This window comes from Qipengyuania pelagi (genome assembly GCF_009827295.1).
Taxonomy (GTDB): domain Bacteria; phylum Pseudomonadota; class Alphaproteobacteria; order Sphingomonadales; family Sphingomonadaceae; genus Qipengyuania; species Qipengyuania pelagi.
Window position 1 is genome coordinate 1,740,552 of the sequence record NZ_WTYD01000001.1, and the last position, 23,898, is coordinate 1,764,449.

Below are 23,898 nucleotides of genomic sequence, written 5' to 3' on the forward strand. Positions count from 1 at the left end.
ACTTTCGACGCGCGCCGCTTATTGCGCGGGGGCCGGCGGGGGAGGCGCAGCGCGCCCCTCCTCGGCACCGGGGGCACCGGGGGCACCGGGGGCGCCCGGAGCGCCGCCCTGCTGCATCTGGAGCGTCTGCTGCAGAGCCTGGAGACGCTGTTCGAAATCCGCCGCGCTCATCGATTCGATCAGCTCGACTTCGAAGATCAGGGGCGAATTGGGCGGAATCGGCGAACCGGGAGGCGGCTCGGCGCCATAGCCCTGATCGCCCGGAATGGTCAGGCGATAGGTGCCGCCCGGCTGCATCTGCTGGACGCCTTCCGAAAAGGCCGGGAGCATCCGGTCGAGCGGAAGCGGCGTGCCTTCGGGGAAGATGCCCTGCACCGGCAGGGGAATGTCCTGCGATTCGTCGAACACCGTGCCATCCGGCAGCGTGCCCTTGTAGCGGACGAAGACCACGTCGCTCGGCCCCGGCATCGCGCCCGAACCCGCGCTCAGTTCCTCGAGATCGAGACCCTGCGGCATCGCCGCCCAGGCGAGCCCGGCGCCGAACACGATCGCGGCGAGAATGCCGAGCCACAATTTGGTCAGCGAGCCCTTGGCGATGGGCTGGAGGGGAACGCGGGTGATCTCGGTCATGAAAACACTGTCCTGCAAAGTGTCTGCATGGGCCCCGTAAAAGTTCGGGGCCCGATACGCAAAAGGGCGCGGATGGCTCCGCGCCCTCATGGCTTTTCTACGCTAGGCGCGCAACGGGTTACTTGACCCCGTCGCGTTCCATCCGCTTGCGCTCCATCTTGCGGGCGCGGCGAACGGCAGCGGCCTTTTCGCGGGCGCGCTTCTCGCTCGGCTTTTCGTAATGGCGGCGCAGCTTCATTTCGCGATACACGCCTTCGCGCTGCAGCTTCTTCTTGAGCGCGCGCAGGGCCTGATCGACATTGTTATCGCGAACCATGATCTGCATAAAACTTCGATACCTCGACTTACGGGCCAGAGCCCGCCATGCGGGGTTCGCCTCCTTGAAACGGTTTCGCCAGACTAACGAAAAACGCGCCGAATCCGTTCCGGATCGGCTCGACCGGCGCGCTGTTACGGATTCGTGAGCGAAAAGGCAACCCGCTACATGTCCGAAAAGCCGCATCAGCCGGGATGACGGCTGCTCCGCTTGCCGCTAGGGAGGGCCGATGTCGTCTGTCTCCTCCTTCTCTCCCCTCGTCGCCTCGCTGCATGTCGCCATCGGCGGCGCAGTGGGCGCGGTCCTGCGTTACCAGACCGGCCGCGCGATGACCGCCTGGCTCGGCGCGCCTGCCATGTCGGTGTTCCCCTGGGCGACGCTGGCCGTCAACGCGCTAGGTAGCCTGTTGATGGGAATGCTCGCGGGCTGGCTGGCGCGTCATGGCAATGTCGGCAGCGAGCAATTGCGCCTCCTGCTCGGCGTCGGCCTCCTGGGCGGCTTCACCACATTCAGCGCCTTCAGCCTGGAAATGGTGCTGCTGATCGAGCGCGGGCAATTCGTCATCGCCGGGCTTTACGCCATCCTGTCCTTCGCGCTCGGGATCAGCGCGCTCCTGTTCGGGCTCGTCGTGATGAGGAATTTCGCATGAGCGCGCCGGACAGGAAAAGCTCGGACGAAGTGCGCCAATTCGCCGTCGCGGCGGATGACGACGGGATCAGGCTCGATCGCTGGTTCAAGCGGCACCTGCCGCAGATCGGCTTCGCCACGGTCGGCAAATGGGCGCGCACCGGTCAGATCCGCGTGGACGGCAAGCGCGCCAAGCCCGACGACCGGCTCGTCACCGGGCAGCAGATCCGCGTGCCTCCGGGCGGCGAGACGGCGAACCGTCCGCAGAAGCAGCGCCGCCCGCTCGGCGCGGAGGAGCTGTCGCTGGCCGAAGACATGGTGGTGCTGGAGACCAAGGCCGCCATCGTCCTCAACAAGCCCCCCGGCCTCGCCACGCAAGGCGGCACCAAGACGACGCGTCATGTCGACGGCTTGCTCGATGCCTATGCGGGCGATGACGATCCGCGCCCGCGCCTCGTCCACCGGCTCGACAAGGATACAAGCGGCATTCTCCTGATCGCGCGCACGCCGGGCAGCGCGGCGTTCTTTTCCAAGCGGTTTTCGGGGCGCAGCGCCAAGAAGGTCTATTGGGCGCTGGTGGTCGGCGTGCCCGACATCCGCGACGGCACGATCGACGCCCCCCTCGCGAAGCAACCGGGCACGGGCGGCGAGAAGATGCATGTCGATCACGAAGGGGGCCAGCCCGCCAAGACCCGCTATCGCGTGGTCGAAACCGCGGGCAAGAAAGCCGCCTGGCTCGAACTGGAGCCGCTGACCGGGCGCACCCACCAGCTGCGCGTCCATTGCGCGGCGATGGGCCATCCGATCGTGGGCGACGGGAAATATGGCGGGCAGGACGCCTTCCTCACCGGGTCGATCAGCCGCAAGATGCACCTGCACGCGCGCCGCCTCATCATCGACGAGCCCGGCGGCGGAACGGTGGATGCGACTGCCGACTTGCCCGAACATTTCGCCGGCTCGATGGAGCAGCTGGGCTTCGATCTTTTGGCGAGCGATGCGGCCCCCTTGCGCGAGGATACCGTGCCGCGATCGCGAGAGGAGAAGAAGCAGGCCGCGCGCCAGCACGCCAAGCAGTACCGCAAAGCCCGGCGGGGCGAACGCAAGACGCGTGTGACGTCCAAACCGGGCAAAACCGGAAAGGCCGCGACGAAGCCGGGCGGACGATCTGGCGCCAAACCCGCTTCCAAGCCTGCTTCCAGGCCGAAACCCAAGCGCTGATGCATCCCAATCCGCTCTTCCGCAGCGAGGATCGCGCCGGGATGGCCGCGCTTGTCGATACGATCGGGTTCGGCATGATCTTTGCGCAAACCCCGACCGGCCCGCGCGTGGTCCACACCCCGCTCGTCATGTCCGGCGAAGGCCGGGTGCGGTTCCACGTCTCGCGCGCCAATGCGCTGGCGGGCCATCTCGACGGGGCGAGCGCGCTGGCGGTAATCAACGGGCCGGACGGATATATAAGCCCGCGCTGGTACGCGGATCGCGACACCGTGCCGACCTGGGATTACGTGGCGCTGGAACTCGAAGGGCCGGTGCGCCCTCTCGGCGCGGAGGAGCTGGAGGACTTCCTCCATACGCTCATCGCCCGCTCCGAAGCGCGGCTCGATGGCGAGCCATGGCTGGCCGAGGAAACCAGCGCGGCGAACTGGACGCGGCTGCTGCGCGGGATAGTCGGTTTCGAAATGGCCGTTAAAGAGTGGCGGCCCACCTACAAACTGTCGCAGAAGAACAGCGAGGCGGACCGGGCGCGGATCGCCGACGGCCTGATTGCGGCGGGAAATCGCGCTCTGGCCGAAGCGATGGCGGCGGTGCCCGCATGACGCGCGCCGTGACGAGCTGCGTCATCTTCGATTGCGACGGCACGCTGGTGGATGGGCAGGCCTCCATCTGCGAGGCGATGGAGGCGGCTTTCGCGAGCGCCGGTCTCACCGCGCCTCACCGCAATGCGATCCGGCGGATCGTCGGCCTCAGCCTGCCCCAGGCCCTGCGCGATCTGGCGCCCGATGCCAGTGACGACCAGCGTGCCATCGTGGTCGAGGGCTACAAGACCGCCTTTCGCACGGCACGCATGGAAGGTCGGCTCCACGAACCGCTGTTCGACGGGATGGGGGACTTGCTGCGCCGCCTTCACGCCCGTGGGATCACGCTCGGCGTGGCGACCGGAAAGAGCGACCGGGGCCTTTCCTCCTGCCTCAAAACGCACGGCATCGCGGACCTGTTCGTTACGCTCCAGACCGCCGATCGCCATCCTTCCAAACCCGATCCCACCATGCTGGAGGCTGCCCTGTCCGAAGCGGGCGCCACGGCGGACCAGGCCGTAATGGTCGGCGATACGAGCTTCGACATGGAGATGGCGCGCGCCGCGGGCGTGCGCGCGATCGGGGTATCCTGGGGCTATCACGCGCCTGCCGAATTGCTGGAATACGGCGCCTGCGGAGTAGCCGACACGATGGCCGAGCTGGAGGCGCTGATCGATGGCTGACGACAAGGATGGCCACGATCCCGCGATCGGTCGCTATTACCTGATTCAGCTCCTGCGCCTCGCCTGTGCTGGCGTGGTGCTGATCGGCGGGATGGTGATGACCGGCCGGATCGCCGCGCCCGAATGGCTCGGCGGGATCGTGCTCGTGGCGGGCGCGGTGGGCTTCTTCACGCTCCCCAACCGCCTCGCGCGCCGCTGGAGGACGCCCGAATCATGAAGCGGTTCTACAAGGATGTGACCGTCGCCCCGCGCGACGGCGGCTATGCCGTGCTGTTGGACGGGCGCGCGATCCGGACGCAAGGGGGCGGCAAGCCCCAGATCGTCCCGAGCGAGGCACTGGCGCGGGTTCTGGCGCAGGAATGGGCGGATCAGGGCGAAACGATCGACCCGTCGCGCTTCGTCGCGCGCGACATGGCCGACCATGCGATCGACACGATCGCGCCCGATCCGGCGGCAACGGTGGAGAAGCTGCTCGCTTACGCCGAGACCGATACGCTGTGCTATCGCGCCGATCCCGACGAGGCGTTCTGGCACCGCCAGCAGGCGGTCTGGGAACCGCTGGTCGTCGCATTTGAACAGCGTGAGGGCGTGCGGCTGGAACGGGTGTGCGGGATCGTCCACCGCCCGCTGAAGCCCGAAACGCTGGATCGGCTGCGCGCCCGCCTCGCGGCGATGAATCCGTTCACGATGGCCGCGCTGGAATGCCTGACCGCCCTCGCCGCCTCGCTCACCATCGGCCTCGCCGCGCTTGAGCCCGAGGCGGATGCGGAAGCGCTGTGGGATGCCGCCAATCTCGAAGAGGACTGGCAGATCGAACGCTGGGGCGAGGACGAGGAAGCGGCAGAGCGCCGCGCCCATCGCCGCGACAGCTTCCTCGCGGCCCGCGATTTCGCTCAAACGCTTGATTGAGTGGTGATCGGACCCTTCCGATTACAATCTTGTAATTGGCAAGGTCGCGCCTCCTAAGCCTACTCCCCTGCCCTTTGTTGCGGACGATGGTCCGGGAAAGGGTTGCAGATGGAAGTGGATGTCAGAAAGATTTTCGGCCCGTGGAACGATGGCTATCTTCTCGACCGGCATATCGTTCACAGCGAATATCTCGGCGAAGACGAAGACGGCAAAGCGCAATTCGATAACACGCGGTCGGAAGCGGGCGAGGCGCTGTTCCAGCTGAAATACCGTTCGGACTGGTCGCAGGTCAAACCCATCGCTCAGGCGCTTTTCGACAACATCATCCCCAATCTGCCGAAGATCGACTTGATCGTGCCGGTCCCCGCGTCGACCCCGCGCGCCCGCCAGCCGGTCGACGAGATCGCGCAGGCGCTCGGCCAGCTCTCGGGGGTTCCGGTGAGCACGACTCTCGTGCAGGCCAAGCCGCCTTCGGCGGATGCCAAGCCGCTCAAGAACCTCACCACCAAGGAGGAAAAGGACGCCGCCCTGCAAGGGCGCTTCTCGATCGATGTCTCGGTACCGGTTCCCAAGGACGCGACCGTCCTCGTGGTCGACGATCTGTTCGCCACCGGCGCGTCGATGGGCGCCATCTGCACCCTCTTGCAAACGCATCCGAAGGTGGCGAGTGTCTATGCCGCCGCCGTCACCAAGACAGGAAAAGCATGACCACAGTCTTCATCGCCGGATCGATCGCGATCAAGCGCCTGCACGACAAGGTGCGGCAACGGATCGCGAAGGCGGTGACGGGCGGCCTGTCCGTCGTGGTCGGCGATGCCGGCGGCGCGGATACGGCGATCCAGGAATATCTGATGATGCTCAACGCCGAGAGCGTCACGGTCTATTGCAGCGGAGAGGAGCCGCGCAACAATCTGGGTGAATGGAAGGTCAACCGGGTGTTCCCCAGCGCCGCGCCGGGCACCCGCGCCTTCTTCACCGCGAAGGACATCGAAATGGCGCAGGATGCCGATTACGGGCTGATGATCTGGGACAGCAAGAGCACCGGCACGCTCAGCAATGTCATGGAATTGCTGGCGCAGGAGAAGAAATCCGTCGTCTTCGTCAACAAGGTGCAGAGCTTCGTGAATGTCGCATCGGTCGCGGATTTGCGCGGCCTGCTCACGCATATGTCCGATCATGCGCGCCAGAAGGCGGAGACGAAGATCAAGCTTTCGAAGCGGGTGGACGCTCTGGGGCAGATGCAGCCCTCGTTCCTCTGACCGGACCTTCTGGCCGGACCCGCTTTGTCGGGGTCTATCCCACCCAGGCCGCCACTTGTCCGGCCACGTCATTGGCCGCTTGGTTCAGCGCCGGACCCACGCTCGCGACGTCCGCGGTCACTCCCGGCACACGCACTTCGAAGCGGCGGGTCTGCACGGCGTTACCCTGACCGGGACGCACCGCATCGAACACCACCACCACGCTCTGGCTGCGCACGTCATAGCCGAACTGGCGGAGCGTCCCCGTCAGGCGGTTTTCGGCGAGCACGCCGGGATCGTCGCCATCGATCACCAGCCGTCCGGTACGGGTGCGGATGGTCTCGGCTATCAGGCGGCGCAATTGCCGCGCGGGCTTTTCCACCCACACCGCATCCTCGAGATAAGCGATGCTGGTGTCATCGACCTGGACGGGCACGCGCGTATTGTCGAGCGCCGGGGCCGCTTCGAACTCCTGCATCACCAGCGCCTGTTCGGTCGAGCCGCCGATGGCATTGCCAGCCGGTGCGGTCGCGGTCGGCGTCAGCGTCAGCAGGCTGTCAGGCGTGTCGGGACCGAAGCTGAGACAGCCGCCGAGCAGCAGGGCAGGCGCCAATCCTGCGAGAACACGAAACGATTTCATCGCGGGACTTCCTCTCACGGCTTGTAATCGGGCAGCGGCTGGCTGGACAGCAGAGCGCCCGCGCCCTGCTCGTCGATCTTTTCGGTCACGTCGCGCAGCGCCTTGCTGGTCGCCCTGAGGTCGCGCAGCGTGGCTTCGGCGGCGGGCAGCGTGCTTTCGGTCAATTGGCGCGTGGCCGGGCGCGCTTCTTCGAGCGTCTGCTCGAGCGCCTTGGCCGCTCCGCTGGCCGAGGTCAGCGTGGCACGCAATTGCGCCGCGATCGCTTCGCCTTCCTGATTGATGATCCGGTCGGTCGAACGCGTCACGGTCTCGAATTCGTTCAGCGCCTCGCCCGCTTCGCGCAGCGTGACCTGCAATTCGGTCATGGTGCGTTCGATCTGCGGCGTCGCGCTGGCAAGGTCCGCGCTCATCCGGTCGGTGTTGCGCAGGATGCCCGCGATCGAAGCCTGGTTGTCGTCCGAAAGGAGCATGGTCAGCCGCTCGGTCAGCGTCGCCAGGCGTTCCAGCAGCAGCGGCGCGTTGGCGAGGATTTCGCCGAAGCCGCCTGCCTTGGGCGGGATCACCGGCACGCCTTCGGTACAGGCGGTCGTCTCGCAGGTAATCGGCGGCTGGCCGCTGCGCGCGCCATCGAGGAGGATGGTGGAGACGCCCGTGAAGCTCGACTGGATGGTCGCGGTGGTGCCGACCAGGATCGGCGTGTCAGGCTTCACCTCGATACGCACGCGCACGAATTCGGGGTCTTTTTCCCACAACACGATATCGCTCACCTGCCCCACCGGGACGCCGGTGAAACTGACCTGCGATCCGGTGGCGAGGCCCGCCACCGAAGTCTTGAAGAATATGTCGTATTCGTCCCGGTCACCCTGGCCCAGACGCGCGAGCCAGATGACGAAGGCCGCCAGAGCGGCCAGCAGGACGAGGGTGACGACACCCACCCAGACGTGATTGGCACGCGTTTCCATTGCTCAGGTCTTATCCTTTTTGGGCCGCGGATTGTCCAACGCTTTGATCGTCTGCGCCGCGATCGGCTGGTCCATGTGCTGGCGCAATTCGTCGAGCGCCTGGGCGGTCAGGGCCGCGCGCCCCCGCGGACCGTTGAAATATTCCTGGATCCATTCGTGATCCAGTTCCATCAGATTGGGAACGGTGTCGACCGCGATGACCTTCTTGTCGGCCAGCACGGCGACCCGGTCGCAAATCTCGTGCAGGCTGTCGAGATCGTGGGTGATCAGGAAGACGGTGAGGCCGAGCGCCTTCTTCAGCTGCAGCGTCAGCTGGTCGAACGCCGCCGCGCCGATCGGGTCGAGGCCCGCGGTCGGCTCGTCGAGGAACAGGAGCTCGGGATCGAGCGACAGCGCCCGCGCAAGGCCCGCGCGCTTCTTCATGCCGCCCGACAATTCCGACGGGTATTTGTTCACCGCCTCTTCGGGCAGGCCCGACAGCAGCACCTTGTAGCGCGCGATATCGTGCATCAGTTCGGGCGAGAGATTGGGGTAGAACTGCTTCAGGGGGACTTCGACATTCTCGCCCACCGTCAGCGTCGAGAACAGCGCCCCGCCCTGAAAGAGGACGCCCCAGCGATCGCGAATGCCCAGCGCCTCGTCTGGATCGGCATCGGTGATCGACCGCCCGAAAACCTCGATCGATCCTTCCGTGGGCATCTGCAAGCCGATGATCGAGCGCATCAGCACCGATTTGCCCGTGCCCGATCCGCCGACCACGCCGAGGATTTCGCCGCGCCTGACCTTGAGGTCGAGCCCGTCATGGATGGTCTGGTCGCCGAAGCGGTTGACCAGACCTTCGACCACGATGGGATAGTCGCCACGGAACCGCTCGTGCCGGCCGACCCGTTCGTTCTGGGTTTCAGCGGTGTCAATGTTCTCGGCCATCACGCCCACCCCACACGGGTGAAGAACACCGCGAAGAACGCGTCGAGGACGATCACCGCGAAGATGCCGGTGACCACCGCCATGGTGGTGCGCGTACCGACCTGCTCGGAATCGCCTTCCACCTGCATCCCGTTATAGCAGCCCGCCAGCGCCACGATCAGGCCGAACACCGGCGCCTTGATGAGGCCGACATAGAGATCGTAGGGGGGCACGACTTCCTGGATGCGCTGGAGGAAATTCCAGAACGGAATGCCCAGCATCAGGTCCGACACCGTCGCCCCGCCGATGATCGCCATGATCGAGGCATAGAAGCCCAGCAGCGGCATCATCAGGATCGCGGCGAGGATGCGCGGGATCACAAGCGCCTCCATCGGGGCAATGCCGATCGTGCGCATCGCATCGACCTCTTCGGTCAGCTTCATCGTGCCCAATTGCGCCGCGAAGGCCGATCCCGAGCGGCCCGCGACCATGATCGCGGTCATCAGCACGCCCAGTTCGCGCAAGGTGATGCGCCCGACGAGATTCACAGTCAGCGTTTCCGCCCCGAATTGCTGCAACTGGACCGCGCCCTGCTGGGCGATCACGATGCCGATCAGGAAGCTCATCAAGCCGACGATGGGCAGCGCCTTGATGCCGACCAGTTCGAGCTGGCGCACCAACGCCTTGCCGCGGAAACGGCTGGGATGGCGGATCACGCTGCCCGATGCGAGGACCAGCGCGCCCAGAAATCCGATGACGCCGCGCGTGCCGTGGCGCGCACCGTAGATCTTTTGCGACCAGCTGTCGAAGATGCGCTGGCGCAGCGGTTCGCGCGGGGCGCTGGTTTCGGTATCGCTTTCCAGGCCGCAGACCGCGTCCATCAGACGCTGGGCGCGCTCGCTTGCGCCGGTGATTTCGGCATCGTGCTCTTTCGCCAGATCGCAGGCGATCCAGGCGCCGACCGTATCGATCTCGGAAACCTCGCTCAGATCGATCCGCGCGACCGGCCCTTCGACGGCATAGATGCCGTCTTCGATTTCGGCGACGGACGAGATGAGATAGGGCCCGGAAAGCGCGAGCACCCGGCCACCATCCTGCCTGTCATCGATCGCGAATTCGGCCACCCGGTCCATATCCTTGCGCCTATGCGGCGAAAACGGCGGCTTGCCAAGGGTTTCGCTGCATCCGCTCCAACTCGGTACGCCACCGGACATCGGGCTGTTGCCGATCGCGCGCAGCCATCGCGTTCCCTGTGTTGCCAGTCGCGCGAGGCGCTGGCAAAGGCCACCCCCATGAACACCCCGACCAGCACCGAACTTTCGAAGACTTTCGACCCCGCAGAAATCGAGGCGCGCTGGTACGCGCATTGGGAGGAGAACGGGCTGTTCCGCCCCGAACGTCCCGACGCCGAAGCCTATACGATCGTCAATCCGCCGCCCAACGTCACCGGCTCGCTCCATATCGGTCACGCGCTCGACAACACGCTTCAGGATATCGCCATCCGCTACGAGCGGCTGCGCGGCAAGGATGCCCTATGGGTGGTCGGCACCGACCATGCCGGGATCGCGACCCAGATGGTGGTCGAACGCCAGCTCGAGGCGGCGGGCGACAAGCGCACCAATTACGCGCGCGAGGATTTCGTAGCGAAAGTCTGGGAGTGGAAGGAGGAGAGCGGCGGCACCATCACGCGCCAGCTGCGCCGCCTGGGCTGTTCGATGGACTGGAGCCGCGAACAGTTCACGATGGACGAGCATTTCAGCCGCGCCGTGATGCGCACCTTCGTCCAACTGCACAAAGACGGGCTGATCTATCGCGACAAGCGGCTGGTGAACTGGGACCCCAAGTTGAAGACCGCGATCTCGGACCTCGAGGTCGAGACGCGCGAGGTCAAGGGCAGCTTCTGGCGCCTGCGCTATCCGCTCGAAGACGGCGTCACGCTGGCCGACGGGCGCGACCATATCGAGGTCGCGACGACGCGGCCCGAAACCCTGCTCGCCGATATGGCGGTGGCGGTGCATCCTTCGGACGAACGCTATCAGAGCGTGGTCGGCAAGCATGTCGTCCTCCCGATAACCGGCCGCCGCGTGCCCATCGTGGCGGACGAGCACGCCGATCCCGAACTGGGATCGGGCGCGGTCAAGATCACGCCGGGCCACGATTTCAACGATTTCGAAGTGGGCAGGCGCGCAGGCATCGCGGCGGGCGAGATGCTCAACATGTTCGATGCGGACGCGCATGTCTGCCAGACCATGGACGGGCTGGTGCCCGACGACCTCGTCGGCCTCGAACGCTTTGCCGCGCGTGACGCGGTGGTCGCGCGGATGAAGGAACTCGGCCTGCTGATCCCGCACGTCACCGAGAAGGACGGCGAACGCACCGAACACGATGCCGAACCGCGCACCATCCAGCAACCCTTCGGCGATCGCGGGGGCGTGCCGATCGAACCCTGGCTGACCGATCAGTGGTATGTCGATGCCAAGACGCTGGTGAAAGACCCGATCGAGGCGGTGAAGTCCGGCGCGGTCGAAATCGTCCCGAAAAGCTGGGAGAAGACCTTCTTCAACTGGATGGAGAACATCCAGCCGTGGTGTGTCTCGCGGCAATTGTGGTGGGGGCACCGCATTCCGGCGTGGTACGATGCGGACGGCAACGTCTTCGTCGCAGAGACGGAGGACGAGGCTCAGAGTTTGGCGGGCGACGGCGTCAAGCTGACCCGCGACGAGGATGTCCTCGACACCTGGTTCAGTTCCGCCCTGTGGCCCTTCGCCACACTCGGCTGGCCGGATCAAACCCCTCCCCTTCAGGGGAGGGGAGGGAGCGCCGCAGGCGCGGAAGGGGTGGGGAATGTCGGCGCGGATGCGTCTGACGGCCCCCACCCCAACCCCTCCCCTGAAGGGGAGGGGCTTTCGCTCCTCTCCAAGCACTATCCCAATTCGCTGCTCGTTTCGGGCTTCGACATCCTGTTCTTCTGGGATGCGCGGATGATGATGATGGGGCGTTACCTGACGGGCGAAAACCCGTGGCCGCGCCTCTATCTCCACGGGCTGGTGCGCGCGGCGGACGGCGCGAAGATGTCGAAATCCAAGGGCAATGTCGTCGATCCGCTCGGCCTGATCGAGCGTTACGGCGCCGATGCGCTGCGTTTCTTCATGGCGGCGATGGAGAGCCAGGGCCGCGACATCAAGATGGATGACAAGCGGGTCGAAGGATACCGCAACTTCGCCACCAAATTGTGGAACGCGACCCGGTTCTGTCAGGCGAACGGCATCGGCGCGAGCGAGACGATCGCCGCGCCCCAGGCCACTTTGGCCGTCAACAAATGGATCGTGGGCGAGGTCATCGAAACCCGCGACACGCTCGACAAGGCGCTGGCGGAACTGCGCTTCGACGCGGCGGCGAACACGATCTACCACTTCGTCTGGGACCGCTTCTGCGACTGGTATCTCGAACTCATCAAGGGCCAGATCGACGGCGAGACCCGCAAGGTCGCCGGGTGGGCGCTCGACCAGATCCTGGTCATGCTGCACCCCTTCATGCCCTTCATCACCGAGGAATTGTGGTCGAAGCAGGGAAGCCGCGCCGATTACCCGCTGATCACCGCGAAATGGCCCGATCCGCAGGTCGAAGTGGACGCGGAAGCCAAGGCCGAGGTCGACTGGCTGATCGCGCTGACCAGCGCGGTGCGCACGGCCAAGAACGAACTCGGCATCGCGCCGGGTGCCAAGCTGGAGGCCTATTGCCCCGCCCCGTCCGCTCTGGCGCGCAAGGTCGTCGAAGAAAACGCCGCTTCGATCGAGCGCCTCGCGCGCCTCACGCCGATCCATTTCGCCGATGCGCCTCCGGGCGCGGCGATGCAGATCGGCGCGGGCGAGGATGCGTTCGTCATCCCGCTCGAAGGGGTGATCGACATCGACGCCGAAAAGGCCCGCCTCGCCAAGGCGCTCGACGCCTCCCGCAAGGAAGCGAAATCGCTCGAAGGCCGGCTCGGCAACGCCAATTTCGTCGAACGCGCAAAGCCCGAAGCGGTCGAGAAGGCGCGTGCCGATCTTGCGCATCATACCGCCGAAATCGAGCGGCTGGAGGCGGCGCTGGCCCGTCTGGGCTGAGCGTTCTGATGCCGGTGCCCCAAATCCCATGCCGCTGACCCTCGCCACCCAGGCGCCCGGTGAGGCGGAGATCTTCGCCTCGGTCCAAGGTGAGGGGCCGAGCGCGGGTATGCCGGTCGCTTTCCTGCGCCTGTCGCGCTGCAATCTCGCCTGCGTATGGTGCGACACGGCCTATACCTGGCACTTCGAAGGTGACGAGCGCCCGCATCGCGGCGCTACGACCTTCGAGCGCAAGTCCAACCAGCTGATTCTGGACGAGCAGGACGTGGCCGAGCGGATCGCGGCGCTGGGGCAGAAGCGCCTCGTCATCACCGGGGGCGAGCCGCTGTTGCAGGGCCCCGCGCTCGCCCGGATGCTCGACTTTCTGCCTGATATCGCGGTCGAGATCGAGACCAACGGCACAACCAAACCGCCGCCGCGCTTGGACGTGCGGATCGATCAGTTCAACGTGAGCCCCAAGCTTTCGCATAGCGGCAATCCGGCGGACCTCGCCCTGATCGCGGAGCGGCTCGACGCCTATGCCACCGATCCGCGCGCTGTCTTCAAATTCGTCGTCGCGAGCGAGGCGGATGTCAGCGAAGCCGCCGCCCTCGTCCGCCGCCACGCCATCCCGCCGTCGCGCGTATTCCTGATGCCCGAAGGCACCGACAGCGCCACCCTGCGCGCCCGCGAGGAATGGCTGGTGCCGCTATGCCTCGAACACGGTTTCCGCCTCAGCGACCGGCTGCACATTCATCTGTTCGGCGATACGCGGGGGACGTAGGTTTATTGTCCGCACGCCTCCGGCGCGCGATATCCTCGCGCCTGACGGCGCTACGCGCGGCCGGTCGGCCTTGCGGCCCGCTGGTCGCGGACCGTTCCTATTTCTATGATTGAGGCCTAGCGGCGGAGCTCGGACCCGAAGGGTCCGCAAGCGCGACTGCGCGCCCGCAGCGCCGTCAGGCGCGAGGATACGCACCCGCGGATGCGGGTGCACACAAAAATACGCGCAAAACACATCAACTATTATTCCGCCAGCGCGCGACGATCCGTTCGACCTGGTCTTCTTCCCCGCCTGCCTCGTTCCATAGTTCGACGAAGCTGGGATCGTCCGATGCGGGGCGCTTGGCCTCTTCCAGCGTGTCGAAGCTGACGCGGATCGGGATCGCCACGCCCTCGCCGCAGATGATGCATTCGCGATTGCGCAGCGCCGGGATCGAATCGAGGAAACCGCGCGCGCCTTCGGGCATGGCGGCCTTCACGAAGGCCTGGTCGCGCTCGTTGTTGAGGCGCATCGAGATGATCGTGCCGCATTGCGACAGCACGCCCTCGGCCAGATCGCTCGGCCGCTGGGTGACGAGGCCGAGCGATACGCCGTATTTGCGGCCTTCCTTGGCGATACGGCTGAGAATCTTGCCGACCGAACTGCCATCGGCGTTCTTCTCGCTGGGAACGTAGCGATGCGCTTCCTCGCATACGAGGAGGATCGGGCGCGTCTTCTCCTCGCGGCCCCAGATCGCGAAATCGAACACCAGGCGGCTGAGCACGGCGACGACCGTGGCGGTAACGTCCGACGGGACACCCGATACGTCGATGATCGAGATCGGCTTGCCACCGCCGGGCAGGCGGAACAGCCTGGAGATGAAATCCTTCATCGTGTCCGCGACGAGCATACCGGAGAACATGAACTGGTAGCGCGGATCGGCCTTGATCTCGTCCAGCTTGTTCTTGATCCGCATATAGGGCGCCGAATTGGTCGCCTTGTCGAGCTTGCCCATCGCGTCCTGCAAGGCGGCGCCGAGATCGGAGAGGAGATAGGGAACCGGAGAATCGACCGTGATCTTGCTGAGCTGGCTGGCAAGCCGACTCTTCTGACGGGCGGAAAGCAGGCATTTGGCGAGAATGTCGGCATCGACCTGCCGGGCGCTTCCCTCGCTGGTCAGGAACACCTCGCAATGCTCCTCGAAATTCATGATCCAGTACGGCATCTGCAAATTGGAGACGTCGAGGATCTGGCCCGTTTCGCGAAAGGCCGCCGAATATTCGCCATGCGGATCGATCATGACGATGTGGCCTTCGGGCGCGGCCTGGCAGATCCGATGGAGGATCAGCGCCGCGCTGGTCGATTTGCCCGTCCCGGTCGATCCGAGCAGGGCGAAATGCTTGCCCAGCAGCGCATCGACATAGAGGCCCGCGCGAATATCCCTGGTCGGATAGACAGTGCCGATCTGGATCGAACTGCGCCCGTCGCTGGCATAGACCTGGCGCAAATCCTGCGTGGTGGCGGGATAGATCATCGCGCCCGGAACGGGATAGCGGGTGACGCCGCGCCGGAAACCATGGAGCTTGCCGGTAAGCTTCTCCTCCTTGCCCTCGCCGAGAAAATCGATGTTCGCGACGATGGAACCGGCGGCGCGGCGATCCTGGCGCTGGTCGCGCACGCTGGCGAGGAGCCAGCTATTGCCGACGCGGATCTTGATCTGGCTGCCGACCTGCCCGGTCATGGCGATCGAAGGATCGGGATCGTCGACGCATTCGGTGAGGCGCTGGGTGTCGATGGCGATCTGCGATCCCGCCCCGGCGACTTCGAGCACCACGCCGATGGGAAGCGCGGCATTTGCTCCGGAATCCGGCCCGGATGTCCGGCCGGAACCATCGGGTTCCTCACAAGCGGCTGGCTCGGCCCGGTGATCGGGTGCGCGCTGGGCTGTCTCGATCGCCGGGCGCGGTGGCTGCTTTTCGGCGTCAACCTGGCGCAGGCGATCGCGGAGCGGGGCCGGGCGCGCGGAATCGCCGCGGTCGTCGAACTCCTCCATCCGCGACGGGTCGAACACCCGAAAATTGCCCCCGCCCATATCCGTCATTACAGCTCAGCCCTTGCGCGCGTTCGATTGGAACGTTTGCTATGCGATGCAAGCGGTTAAGAACGGGTCAATATCCACAGGGCCGCATCCCTAAGGGTCAGATAAGGGCGAAGAAACGGCCGGCTGCCCACCCCATTCCGATCGACAGCACCACGGCGAAAAGGCCATAGGCCAGGCCGTGGCGGTTCGCCGAATTCTCCACGAACCGTTCGAACCCCACCTTGCGCACCGCCACCTCCGCCGTAGCCGAAGCCAGCACCCGCCCGCGCGAGATCGCGAAGGTTTCGGCGGTGTAGATGCCCGTCGTAACATTGGACGGCAGCTCGATCCGCGCCTGATACAGCACGTCTTCGCTGATCTGCACGCCGCCGACCTGCTCGGTATAGAGGCCCTGGCGCGTCTTCAGGTCGACGAGGCCGGCGGCGAAACGGGTCTGTTCGTCGGTGTCGATCACGCCGCTGGGCGACAGCTGGATATAGGATGTACCGAATTCGTAGATGGCGGCCGTCTTCTCGTCGACGATCTGTTCGATGGGGCGCGAGGATGCGACCGCGAAGAAGCTGGGCGCGGAGCGGAAATCGGTCTGCTCGGCATTCAGCCAGACGCCCGCGATCCGGTCCTTCTCACGCACGCGGATCGGTTCGGACGGGCCCTTGAGCACCACGACGATGTCATAGCGCCCGCCCGCCTGCTGCGCGATCGGATCGATGATCGCGCCGAACAGCAGCAATTCGGTGCCCGTGAAGCCCTGGCGTACCTGGACTTCGTGCTGCGAGACTTCGGGCACGAGCACCGGATCGCGCTGTCCCATGACGAGGACCGCGAAGAGGATCAGCAGCCACGCCCTCACAGCATATTCACGGTGTAGATCTCGTCCGGGCGGACGAAAAGGCCGAAGAACATGCGCAGCGCGATGATGAGGACGATCGCGGCGAGGACGATGCGGAGCTTTTCGGGCGCGAACCGCGCCGCGACCTGCGTGCCCATCTGCGCCCCCGTCACCGATCCGATCAGCAGGAGGCCGACAAGCACGATATCGACCGCCCGCGTCGTCAGAGAATGCATCATGGTCGTCACGACGGTTACGAACAGGATGTTGTAGAGGCTGGTGCCGACCACGACATTGGCGCTCATCCCCAGGATATAGAGCATGGCGGGCACGAGGATGAAGCCGCCGCCAACCCCCATCAGCATGGTCAATATCCCCACGATCACGCCCAAAAGCAGCGGCGCGAGCGGCGAGATGTAGAGGCCCGAGCGATAGAAGCGCCAGCGCCCCGGCAGGGATGCGATCAGCGGGTGATGGCGGCGGCGGCGCGGTGCGGCGGCTCCGGGATCGCCGCGGATCGCCTGCCACGCCTCGCGCGCCATCAGCGTGCCGATCGAGCCGAGGAGCACGACGTAGAGCGCGTTGATCACAACGTCGATCTGACCGATCGAGCGCAGGAACCGAAACAGCAGGGAACCGATGCCCGCCCCGATGGCCCCGCCCGCCACCATGACCGCGCCCATGCGGTAATCGACGCCGTTGCGCTTGGAGTGGGCCAGCACGCCCGACACGCTTGCGCCGGTCACCTGTGTCGAGGCGGATGCGGCGGCCACGGTCGGCGGGACGCCGTAGAAGATCAGCAGCGGTGTCGTCAGGAAACCTCCGCCGACCCCGAACAGGCCCGAAAGGATGCCCGTCACCCCGCCCAGCAGCACGATCCACAGCCCATTGACCGACAGGTTCGCGATGGGGAGGTAGACGTCCATCCTCCGCCTCTATCGCAGGCTTGGCGGGCTTTGAAGAGGCTCGCTCAAAATCCGGCAGAAAGCGTCAGGGCGGCGCCCGATCCGGGCAGGGCATCCCCGGCGACGCGAAAGCGGTAATCGGCGGACAGGCGCGCGGGTGCCTCGCCAAGCTGCAGCGCCAGGCTGGCGCTCGGCCCGATATCGAGCCGCCCGGCACCGCGCTGGACCCCGCCCCACGCTCCTGCGCCCACCGCGACATCGCCGAGATCGAACCGGGCCACTCTGCGTTCGGCGCCGATCTGGCCATCCGCGAACGCCGTCGCGGCTTTGCCCCCGACGAAGCCTGCCTGCGCATAGCCGCGCGTAATCATCCCGCTATCGGAATGATCGGCGAAGAGGCCGGTGGTCGCGAAGACGGACGGGCGCAGCAGCGTCTCGTTCCGCGCCCCTTCCCCCTGTCGCGTCACCCGCGCCTCCATATGCAAGCGAACGGGCAGATCGGAATGCGGGCGTACGCTGAGACCGAGCGCCACGTCCTGCTGCTTCGGCCCGGCGATGGCGGCGGCGATCCGCCCGTAGAGTTCCGGTCGCGCGCGGCTGTCCGGCGCAAGAGCATAGCGCAGGACTGCCCCCGCCTGGCTCGATCCGTAACTGGCGGACCCCGGCGCGGCCGATGGTGGCGCGTCGCCGCCGGGGCGGAGAAACAGCCGGCCATCGCCCGAAAAACGACTTGAGGCTGCGGCTCGGGAAGAGGGCGCGATGGGGCCCCTCGTCCCATTGCCGAACGCCTCGCGCGGCTCATAGGCGAAATTGGAGACGTGGCGGACGAGACGTGGCAATTCGGACATTGCCGCCAGCCAAAGCCGATGATGGCCGGGGATGTAGGCCGAGCGGGACGGCTCGGGGCCTGTTCTCGCCGGCACTGCCATAGGCGTGAATGCTGCGTGATCTTCGGCGCTGAGGATCGGGCCGGGAGACGCCGCGACGTGTGATCGAGCGACGAGTGCCTCGTTCGGTACAGTGCGGAGCGGCGATGCTCTAGTATCGGCGAACCTATCGATCGCTTCGGACGGGTCTAGCAGAGCAGCAGGCACGGTTTCGAGCAGGGGCGACCAGAAGGCCGTGCGCAGGACGGTGTAGCCCACGAGCAGCGAGACGATCGCCACCAGTGGCTGGCCGCGCCTGGTTCGCACCACCATGTCAGGCCGCCTCGCGTGCATCGATCGCGGGATGGTCGCGGTGGTCCGTCTTCTCCCACACGATCGGCGCGCCCCGCAAAGTGCGCAGATAGGCGAACAGCGCCCGCCGCCCGGCCAGGATCGCGATGGTGTTGGAGACCGGAATGCGAGCCACGGCGAGCGCCGCCTCGCGCCAGCCGAATTCGCGGCCCGTAAAGACGGCCCGGATCGCGGACCGCCACACGAGCGCGGCGAAATTCGCAGCGACGAGCAGGTGGAGGAGGGGACCCAACCTGACCGTCTCGATCAGACCGAAGCCACGCGCCGCCCAGCTCAGCGCCATGGCGGCGAGCAGGCCGTAAGCGACGAAAAGCAGGAGCGCCGCGAGCGGGCCGCGCCGGTCGCGCAGATCGAACCAGCGCCGCGCCGCACCCTTGCCCCAGCCGATCCTGTCCCATCCCTGCAAGGCGATCCCGTGCACCCAGCGGGTCTTCTGCCGCACCGATTCGCCGATCCTGCCGGGGAAATAGGCCCGCGTCGCAATCAGCCGCCCTTCCTTCGTCCGCATCCGCAGGAACCGCGTCGGCATTCCCATCATCGCGATATCGAGGCCGAACTCGTAATCCTCGGTCAGCGAATCGACGGCGAAAGGCCCTCGCCCATTCCGCGCGGCGGCAATCCGCGACAGCGCATCGCGCCGCACCGCGCAGCCGACGCCTGCACCCGGAACGCCTGCCCCCAGAGCATCGCGCACGGTCATGGTCTTGGCGTGCGCCTCGCAGAATTCGTCGACATAATGGCCCGCGACGAAGCGCGAGCCCGGCTTGGGCAGGGCCAGCACCGGCAACTGGACGAAAGCGGCATGGTCGAGCGCGATGTCGAACAGTTTGAGCGCGAGCGGATCGACCATGTCCTCGGCATCGTGCAGCAACACCATGCGGAAGACGCGGCCGCGCATCGCTTCCTCGTCCTCAAGCGCCCGATAGAGGCAGTTGAGGCAGTCAGCTTTGGAGGTCGGTCCGAATTCGGGATTGACGACCACCCGCACGCGGCGGTCCTCTTTCTCGAGCGCCCGCGCGACGGCCAGCGTAGCGGGATCGTTGGCGTAGCATCCGATAAGGATCGTCAGTTCGGGATCGGGCCACACGGCGAGGGCGTGCCTGACCGTGGCGCCGATCACGCGCACCTCCTGCCAGCAGGGGATGAATACGGCGGCGTCCCCGGTAAGCGTATTGGCGGCGAGATCGCCAGCATCGATGCGGCCGGTCCCCAACCGCCCCGTCAGGCGCAGCCAGAGATAGGCGATATCCACCGCGAATTCGTCCAGCGCCCCGATCAAGAAGAAGACGCCCGCGAACAGCAGCATCTCGTGCTGCATCGCCACGAACAACGCGCCGCCCTGCCCCAGGGCCATTACAATTTCAGCATGTGCCCCACACGCCCCCATTCCTGTCCACAAATGTCTATACGCATTTTGCGCAGGGGCAATGAGAGATCTTGGAAGAGATCTTGGGAAAGATCTGGATGGGATCGGGGTAAGATCAGGGACGAACCGCCCGCGCCGTCTTTCCGGCGGTGGCGGTCCGTCTATCGCGCGAGGGCCTGCGTGAGCTTACCAGCTGCCGGTGTTTTCCATGCTTGCCCAGGGTTCCTGCGGCGGCAGATGGCCGTCCTGCAACAGTTCGACCGAGATTCCGTCCGGCGAGCGCACGAAGGCCATATGCCCATCGCGCGGCGGGCGATTGATCGTGTGACCCGCATCCATCAGCCGCTGACAGGTGGCGTAGATATCGTCGACCCGATAGGCGAGGTGGCCGAAATTGCGCCCTCCGGTATAGTCTTCGGGCGCGCTGCCGTCTTCGGGCGGCCAGTTATAAGTGAGTTCGACCTCGGCCACGCCCTCCTGGCCTTCCGCGGCGAGGAAGATCAGCGTGAAGCGCCCCTTCTCATTGTCGAACCGCCGCGTCTCCTTGACGCCAAAGAGTTCGAAGAAGGCCAAGGTCGCATCGGGATCGCTGACCCGGATCATGGTGTGGAGATATTTCGTCATCGTCGGTCCCCTAACTCTTCGTCACGATTATCCGTGCCGTCTATTCGTCACGCCAGATGGGGCCGATGGTGCGATAACGAAAGGGGCGGCCCGACCGGACCGCCCGCCTTTCTTCAAACCTTCGCCTGTCTCAGAAGCTTGCGCTCAAGGTCACCACGAAAGCGTCATCGACGAAATCATAGGCTCCCGGGGCGATATCGCCTTCCGCGCCGACATAGGCGGCGCTGAGCGTGAACGGACCATAGACACTGGCCTCGGCCCCGATCGACCAGTCGAAGGCATCGCCGTCATTGGTGAAGGTGAGGAAACCGTCAGTATAGCCCAGATGCCCGGTCACGGTGACGGGCGTGTTCGGAATACCCACCCCGATATCGCTATAGACGTACAGATTGTCCGTACCGCCGAGCGAATCCTGTTCGGGCGCATAGGCGACGCCGACGGTGGTTTCCGCAGGCCCGAAAGTGAAGCCGAGCGAGGAATAGAATTCGACGTAATCGAAATCGCCGGGGCCGGCATCGGGATAGAGATAGCCGATCACGCCGACATCGAGCGCGAGGCCTTCGCCGATATCGCCGCTCCAGCCGCCATAGACGTCCAGTTCGACATCGCCGTATCCGACCGTGTCGTCATCAAGGGTCGATGCCCAGGTGCCGACGTAGAAGCCCGATTCGTGGGCAAGGTCGAGGCCGCCCTGCACCGCCGGGTCGCCGCCCGACAGGTCGACGCCACGGAAGCGGTATTCGCTGGTCAGCGCGATATTGGCGGAAAAGGTGATCGGACCTTCGGTTTCCGCTTCGACTTCGTCGGCGGCATTGACGGTCTGCGCAGCCACGGGGGCCGCAAAGGCGAGGCTCGCCAAAACAAAAATTGCGGCCGGGCCGCGAAAGGACGTGAGCATGACAGACTCCTGTGGTTGTCGCTTCGTCCCACCTGCAATCCACCGGGCCCCTTGTTTTTGAGCGGGGTCCTCGCTCGGATCGGCAAACTTGTTTCACGAAAATGACAACCGGCGCAAGTTTCGATCCACCGCTTCTCGCACTTGCAACACAGGGCGTGGCAAATCGGCAACGGAGCGGCTTGCCGCAGTGCAGCAATCGCGGTTGCAGCCTCGCGCGGCCTGGCCTAAACGCCTTGCGCCGGGCTCCACGCTCGCCACATGCCAATCATGATTAAAGCCCTCAGCAAGATTTTCCGCTCCGACAAGGCCGCCCGGCCGCTCCCTTCGGTCCCCGAGGGCGAACGCTATTACATTGTCGGAGACATTCACGGACGCTGCGACCTGTTCGCCGCATTGAAGGATGCGATCGAGCAGGACGAGGCGGATACGATCGCGAAAAGCACGGTCATCCTGTTAGGCGATCTGGTGGATCGCGGCCCCGACAGCGCGGGCGTGATCGCGCTGGCTCGCGAATGGCAGTCCCGACGCCCGATGCGCTTCCTCGCCGGGAACCACGAGGAAATGTTCCTCGACAGCTTCGACGATCGCAAGGTGTTGCGCCATTTCGTCAAGCATGGCGGGCGCGAGACGATCATGAGCTACGGCCTGACGCGCAAGCAATACGACGTGCTCGAACTCGACGAGTTGCAGGACGAGATGCGCGTTATCGTCCCGCAGGAACACCGGGATTTTCTGGCCGCTTTCGAAGACATGATCGTGATCGGCGATTACGTCTTCGTTCACGCCGGTATCGACCCTTCGCGCCCGATCGAGGATCAGTCGGCCAAGGATCTGCGCTGGATACGCGAGCGGTTCCTCAACACTGTCGGGCCGCTCAGCCATGTGATCGTGCACGGACACACGATCTTCGAGGACGTCGAGGATCAGGGGCACCGGATCGGCATCGACACAGGCGCCTTTCGCACCGGGGTCTTGACCGCGCTCGTTCTCGAAGGCACCGAACGCCGCTATATTCAGGCCATCGAGCGCGACGGCAGGATCACCATCCAGCATGGGTAGGACGATATGAAAATCGCAATGGTCGGTTCGGGGTATGTCGGTCTGGTATCGGGAGCCTGCTTTGCGGACTTCGGCCACGAAGTGGTTTGTATCGACAAGGATCAGTCGAAGATTGACCGTCTGCATGATGGGATCATGCCGATCTACGAACCCGGCCTCGATCAGTTGGTGGCGAACAACGTCAAGGCCGGACGGCTGACCTTTACCACCGATCTGGCCGAGGGGATCGCGGGCGCGTCCGCGATCTTCATCGCGGTCGGCACGCCGAGCCGCCGGGGCGATGGCCATGCCGACCTCTCCTTCGTCTACGCCGTCGCCCAAGAGGTCGGGCAGAATCTGTCGAACGAGGCGGTGATCGTGACCAAGTCGACCGTTCCGGTCGGCACGGGGGACGAGGTCGAACGCATCCTCAGGGACAGCGGAACCGCACACCGTGTCGCGGTCGTCTCCAATCCCGAATTCCTGCGCGAAGGGGCCGCGATCGATGATTTCAAGCGTCCCGACCGGATCGTGATCGGGGCCGAGGACGAGTTCGGGCGCGAGGTGATGCGCGAGGTCTACCGCCCGCTCTTCCTCAACGAATCGCCGATCCTGTTCACCGGCCGCCGCACCAGCGAGCTCATCAAATACGCCGCCAACGCCTTCCTCGCGACCAAGATCACCTTCATCAACGAGATGGCGGATCTGTGCGAAAAGGTCGGCGCCAACGTTCAGGACGTCTCCCGCGGGATCGGGATGGACAATCGCATCGGCTCCAAATTCCTTCATGCCGGACCCGGCTATGGCGGATCGTGCTTCCCCAAGGACACGCTCGCCCTGCTCAAGACGGCGGAGGATTACGACAGCCCGACACGGATCGTGGAGGCCGTGGTCAAGGTCAATGAAAGCCGCAAGCGCGCCATGGGCCGCAAGGTGCTGGACGCGATCGGCGGGCATGACGGGGCGCGGGGCAAGAAGGTCGCGCTCCTGGGCCTGACCTTCAAGCCGAACACGGACGATATGCGCGATTCGCCCGCGATCGCGGTGGCGCAGACGCTGACCGATGCGGGTGTCGAGGTCGCGGCCTACGATCCCGAAGGGATGGATCTCGCAAAGCCGCTGATGCCCGACGTCACGATGTGTTCCGATCCCTACGAAGCGATCGAGGATGCGGACGCCATCGCCATCGTCACCGAATGGGACGCTTTCCGAGCGCTCGATCTTGCCCGCGTAAAATCGCTCGCCAAGGCGCCGGTCATGGTGGACCTCAGAAACATCTACCGCCCCGACGACATGCGCGAGCGCGGCTTCGCCTATACCAGCATCGGGCGCGGCTGACCGGGG

Annotated in this window: 25 protein-coding genes; 12 read left to right on the forward strand and 13 right to left on the reverse strand. The window is 65.4% G+C overall.

Features of this window, described 5'->3' with window-relative positions:
- Positions 1-18: 18 nt before the first annotated feature.
- Entirely contained in the window at positions 19-630 is a 612-nt protein-coding gene (locus tag GRI47_RS08615) for an FKBP-type peptidyl-prolyl cis-trans isomerase (protein WP_160660855.1), read from the reverse strand.
- A 118-nt stretch (positions 631-748) separates the two neighbouring features.
- On the reverse strand, positions 749-955 hold the full coding sequence (gene rpsU, locus GRI47_RS08620; protein ID WP_120716269.1) for a 30S ribosomal protein S21: 207 nt from the start codon (positions 953-955) through the stop codon (positions 749-751).
- A gap of 220 nt (positions 956-1,175) precedes the next feature.
- Here rpsU and crcB point away from each other — a divergent pair, with 220 nt between their 5' ends.
- From crcB to GRI47_RS08660, 8 genes are all read left to right on the forward strand, one after another.
- The gene (gene crcB / locus GRI47_RS08625; protein WP_160660856.1) at positions 1,176-1,595 is read left to right on the forward strand and encodes a fluoride efflux transporter CrcB; all 420 of its coding nucleotides are present in this window, start codon (positions 1,176-1,178) and stop codon (positions 1,593-1,595) included.
- A complete protein-coding gene (locus GRI47_RS08630) occupies positions 1,592-2,791 on the forward strand; it encodes an RluA family pseudouridine synthase (protein WP_160660857.1) in 1,200 nt (399 codons plus the stop codon). Before crcB ends, GRI47_RS08630 begins: the two co-directional genes overlap by 4 nt.
- The gene (locus tag GRI47_RS08635) at positions 2,791-3,390 is read left to right on the forward strand and encodes an FMN-binding negative transcriptional regulator (protein WP_160660858.1); all 600 of its coding nucleotides are present in this window, start codon (positions 2,791-2,793) and stop codon (positions 3,388-3,390) included. The genes GRI47_RS08630 and GRI47_RS08635 overlap by 1 nt, the downstream gene beginning before the upstream one ends.
- Positions 3,387-4,052, forward strand: a complete 666-nt coding sequence (locus GRI47_RS08640) for an HAD-IA family hydrolase (RefSeq protein WP_160660859.1) — start codon at positions 3,387-3,389, stop codon at positions 4,050-4,052. The genes GRI47_RS08635 and GRI47_RS08640 overlap by 4 nt, the downstream gene beginning before the upstream one ends.
- Complete coding sequence (locus tag GRI47_RS08645; RefSeq protein ID WP_160660860.1) at positions 4,045-4,269, forward strand: hypothetical protein; 225 nt, start codon at positions 4,045-4,047, stop codon at positions 4,267-4,269. Before GRI47_RS08640 ends, GRI47_RS08645 begins: the two co-directional genes overlap by 8 nt.
- Entirely contained in the window at positions 4,266-4,961 is a 696-nt protein-coding gene (locus GRI47_RS08650; protein WP_160660861.1) for an ATP12 family chaperone protein, read from the forward strand. The genes GRI47_RS08645 and GRI47_RS08650 overlap by 4 nt, the downstream gene beginning before the upstream one ends.
- Positions 4,962-5,069: 108 nt before the next feature.
- A complete protein-coding gene (locus GRI47_RS08655) occupies positions 5,070-5,669 on the forward strand; it encodes a ComF family protein (protein ID WP_160660862.1) in 600 nt (199 codons plus the stop codon).
- Positions 5,666-6,220 carry a hypothetical protein gene (locus GRI47_RS08660; protein ID WP_160660863.1) on the forward strand — a complete coding sequence of 185 codons (555 nt, stop codon included), beginning with the start codon at positions 5,666-5,668 and terminating at the stop codon, positions 6,218-6,220. The genes GRI47_RS08655 and GRI47_RS08660 overlap by 4 nt, the downstream gene beginning before the upstream one ends.
- 34 nt (positions 6,221-6,254) lie before the next feature.
- Here GRI47_RS08660 and GRI47_RS08665 read toward each other — a convergent pair whose 3' ends face one another.
- From GRI47_RS08665 to GRI47_RS08680, 4 genes are read right to left on the reverse strand one after another with little or no spacing between them, the layout of a single operon-like run.
- The gene (locus GRI47_RS08665; RefSeq protein ID WP_160660864.1) at positions 6,255-6,839 is read right to left on the reverse strand and encodes an ABC-type transport auxiliary lipoprotein family protein; all 585 of its coding nucleotides are present in this window, start codon (positions 6,837-6,839) and stop codon (positions 6,255-6,257) included.
- A 14-nt stretch (positions 6,840-6,853) separates the two neighbouring features.
- Entirely contained in the window at positions 6,854-7,801 is a 948-nt protein-coding gene (locus GRI47_RS08670; protein WP_160660865.1) for an MlaD family protein, read from the reverse strand.
- A 3-nt stretch (positions 7,802-7,804) separates the two neighbouring features.
- The gene (locus GRI47_RS08675; protein ID WP_160660866.1) at positions 7,805-8,728 is read right to left on the reverse strand and encodes an ABC transporter ATP-binding protein; all 924 of its coding nucleotides are present in this window, start codon (positions 8,726-8,728) and stop codon (positions 7,805-7,807) included.
- A complete protein-coding gene (locus GRI47_RS08680; RefSeq protein ID WP_160660867.1) occupies positions 8,728-9,840 on the reverse strand; it encodes an ABC transporter permease in 1,113 nt (370 codons plus the stop codon). Before GRI47_RS08680 ends, GRI47_RS08675 begins: the two co-directional genes overlap by 1 nt.
- Before the next feature lie 159 nt (positions 9,841-9,999).
- Here GRI47_RS08680 and GRI47_RS08685 point away from each other — a divergent pair, with 159 nt between their 5' ends.
- Positions 10,000-12,813, forward strand: a complete 2,814-nt coding sequence (locus tag GRI47_RS08685; RefSeq protein ID WP_160660868.1) for a valine--tRNA ligase — start codon at positions 10,000-10,002, stop codon at positions 12,811-12,813.
- A 28-nt stretch (positions 12,814-12,841) separates the two neighbouring features.
- Positions 12,842-13,576: a 7-carboxy-7-deazaguanine synthase QueE gene (locus tag GRI47_RS08690; RefSeq protein ID WP_160660869.1), complete on the forward strand. Its 735-nt coding sequence runs from the start codon at positions 12,842-12,844 to the stop codon at positions 13,574-13,576.
- Between the two features lie 235 nt (positions 13,577-13,811).
- Here the strand turns inward: GRI47_RS08690 and GRI47_RS08695 are convergent, their stop codons facing one another.
- The 7 genes from GRI47_RS08695 to GRI47_RS08725 all read right to left on the reverse strand — a co-directional run bounded on the left by GRI47_RS08695 (position 13,812) and on the right by GRI47_RS08725 (position 21,516).
- Complete coding sequence (locus GRI47_RS08695; RefSeq protein ID WP_237452651.1) at positions 13,812-15,656, reverse strand: ATP-binding protein; 1,845 nt, start codon at positions 15,654-15,656, stop codon at positions 13,812-13,814.
- 97 nt (positions 15,657-15,753) lie between these two features.
- Positions 15,754-16,467, reverse strand: coding sequence for a TIGR02186 family protein (locus tag GRI47_RS08700; protein WP_160661386.1), 714 nt, complete (start codon positions 16,465-16,467; stop codon positions 15,754-15,756).
- Positions 16,468-16,502: 35 nt separating this feature from the next.
- On the reverse strand, positions 16,503-17,411 hold the full coding sequence (locus tag GRI47_RS08705) for a sulfite exporter TauE/SafE family protein (protein ID WP_160660870.1): 909 nt from the start codon (positions 17,409-17,411) through the stop codon (positions 16,503-16,505).
- 44 nt (positions 17,412-17,455) lie between these two features.
- Positions 17,456-18,589: a hypothetical protein gene (locus GRI47_RS08710; protein ID WP_160660871.1), complete on the reverse strand. Its 1,134-nt coding sequence runs from the start codon at positions 18,587-18,589 to the stop codon at positions 17,456-17,458.
- A 1-nt stretch (position 18,590) separates the two neighbouring features.
- On the reverse strand, positions 18,591-19,982 hold the full coding sequence (locus GRI47_RS08715; RefSeq protein ID WP_160660872.1) for a glycosyl transferase family protein: 1,392 nt from the start codon (positions 19,980-19,982) through the stop codon (positions 18,591-18,593).
- 198 nt (positions 19,983-20,180) lie between these two features.
- A complete protein-coding gene (locus GRI47_RS08720) occupies positions 20,181-20,618 on the reverse strand; it encodes a VOC family protein (protein ID WP_160660873.1) in 438 nt (145 codons plus the stop codon).
- Between the two features lie 130 nt (positions 20,619-20,748).
- The gene (locus tag GRI47_RS08725) at positions 20,749-21,516 is read right to left on the reverse strand and encodes a TorF family putative porin (protein ID WP_160660874.1); all 768 of its coding nucleotides are present in this window, start codon (positions 21,514-21,516) and stop codon (positions 20,749-20,751) included.
- A gap of 267 nt (positions 21,517-21,783) precedes the next feature.
- On the opposite strand from GRI47_RS08725, the gene GRI47_RS08730 reads away from it, so the two are divergent.
- Positions 21,784-22,575, forward strand: a complete 792-nt coding sequence (locus GRI47_RS08730) for a metallophosphoesterase family protein (protein WP_160660875.1) — start codon at positions 21,784-21,786, stop codon at positions 22,573-22,575.
- Between the two features lie 6 nt (positions 22,576-22,581).
- Entirely contained in the window at positions 22,582-23,892 is a 1,311-nt protein-coding gene (locus tag GRI47_RS08735; RefSeq protein ID WP_160660876.1) for a UDP-glucose dehydrogenase family protein, read from the forward strand.
- Positions 23,893-23,898: the final 6 nt, after the last annotated feature.

Coding starts and splice junctions, on each gene's coding strand:
- GRI47_RS08690 (WP_160660869.1), top strand. CDS start 12,842: ATGCCGCTGACCCTCGCCACCCAGGCGCCCGGTGAGGCGGAGATCTTC.
- GRI47_RS08700 (WP_160661386.1), bottom strand. CDS start 16,467: ATGGGACAGCGCGATCCGGTGCTCGTGCCCGAAGTCTCGCAGCACGAA.
- GRI47_RS08675 (WP_160660866.1), bottom strand. CDS start 8,728: ATGGCCGAGAACATTGACACCGCTGAAACCCAGAACGAACGGGTCGGC.
- GRI47_RS08665 (WP_160660864.1), bottom strand. CDS start 6,839: ATGAAATCGTTTCGTGTTCTCGCAGGATTGGCGCCTGCCCTGCTGCTC.
- GRI47_RS08615 (WP_160660855.1), bottom strand. CDS start 630: ATGACCGAGATCACCCGCGTTCCCCTCCAGCCCATCGCCAAGGGCTCG.
- GRI47_RS08730 (WP_160660875.1), top strand. CDS start 21,784: ATGATTAAAGCCCTCAGCAAGATTTTCCGCTCCGACAAGGCCGCCCGG.
- crcB (WP_160660856.1), top strand. CDS start 1,176: ATGTCGTCTGTCTCCTCCTTCTCTCCCCTCGTCGCCTCGCTGCATGTC.
- GRI47_RS08725 (WP_160660874.1), bottom strand. CDS start 21,516: ATGCTCACGTCCTTTCGCGGCCCGGCCGCAATTTTTGTTTTGGCGAGC.
- rpsU (WP_120716269.1), bottom strand. CDS start 955: ATGCAGATCATGGTTCGCGATAACAATGTCGATCAGGCCCTGCGCGCG.
- GRI47_RS08640 (WP_160660859.1), top strand. CDS start 3,387: ATGACGCGCGCCGTGACGAGCTGCGTCATCTTCGATTGCGACGGCACG.
- GRI47_RS08650 (WP_160660861.1), top strand. CDS start 4,266: ATGAAGCGGTTCTACAAGGATGTGACCGTCGCCCCGCGCGACGGCGGC.
- GRI47_RS08685 (WP_160660868.1), top strand. CDS start 10,000: ATGAACACCCCGACCAGCACCGAACTTTCGAAGACTTTCGACCCCGCA.
- GRI47_RS08635 (WP_160660858.1), top strand. CDS start 2,791: ATGCATCCCAATCCGCTCTTCCGCAGCGAGGATCGCGCCGGGATGGCC.
- GRI47_RS08670 (WP_160660865.1), bottom strand. CDS start 7,801: ATGGAAACGCGTGCCAATCACGTCTGGGTGGGTGTCGTCACCCTCGTC.
- GRI47_RS08720 (WP_160660873.1), bottom strand. CDS start 20,618: ATGACGAAATATCTCCACACCATGATCCGGGTCAGCGATCCCGATGCG.
- GRI47_RS08710 (WP_160660871.1), bottom strand. CDS start 18,589: ATGGTGGTGCGAACCAGGCGCGGCCAGCCACTGGTGGCGATCGTCTCG.
- GRI47_RS08630 (WP_160660857.1), top strand. CDS start 1,592: ATGAGCGCGCCGGACAGGAAAAGCTCGGACGAAGTGCGCCAATTCGCC.
- GRI47_RS08645 (WP_160660860.1), top strand. CDS start 4,045: ATGGCTGACGACAAGGATGGCCACGATCCCGCGATCGGTCGCTATTAC.
- GRI47_RS08715 (WP_160660872.1), bottom strand. CDS start 19,982: ATGGCCCTGGGGCAGGGCGGCGCGTTGTTCGTGGCGATGCAGCACGAG.
- GRI47_RS08705 (WP_160660870.1), bottom strand. CDS start 17,411: ATGGACGTCTACCTCCCCATCGCGAACCTGTCGGTCAATGGGCTGTGG.
- GRI47_RS08655 (WP_160660862.1), top strand. CDS start 5,070: ATGGAAGTGGATGTCAGAAAGATTTTCGGCCCGTGGAACGATGGCTAT.
- GRI47_RS08735 (WP_160660876.1), top strand. CDS start 22,582: ATGAAAATCGCAATGGTCGGTTCGGGGTATGTCGGTCTGGTATCGGGA.
- GRI47_RS08680 (WP_160660867.1), bottom strand. CDS start 9,840: ATGGACCGGGTGGCCGAATTCGCGATCGATGACAGGCAGGATGGTGGC.
- GRI47_RS08660 (WP_160660863.1), top strand. CDS start 5,666: ATGACCACAGTCTTCATCGCCGGATCGATCGCGATCAAGCGCCTGCAC.
- GRI47_RS08695 (WP_237452651.1), bottom strand. CDS start 15,656: ATGACGGATATGGGCGGGGGCAATTTTCGGGTGTTCGACCCGTCGCGG.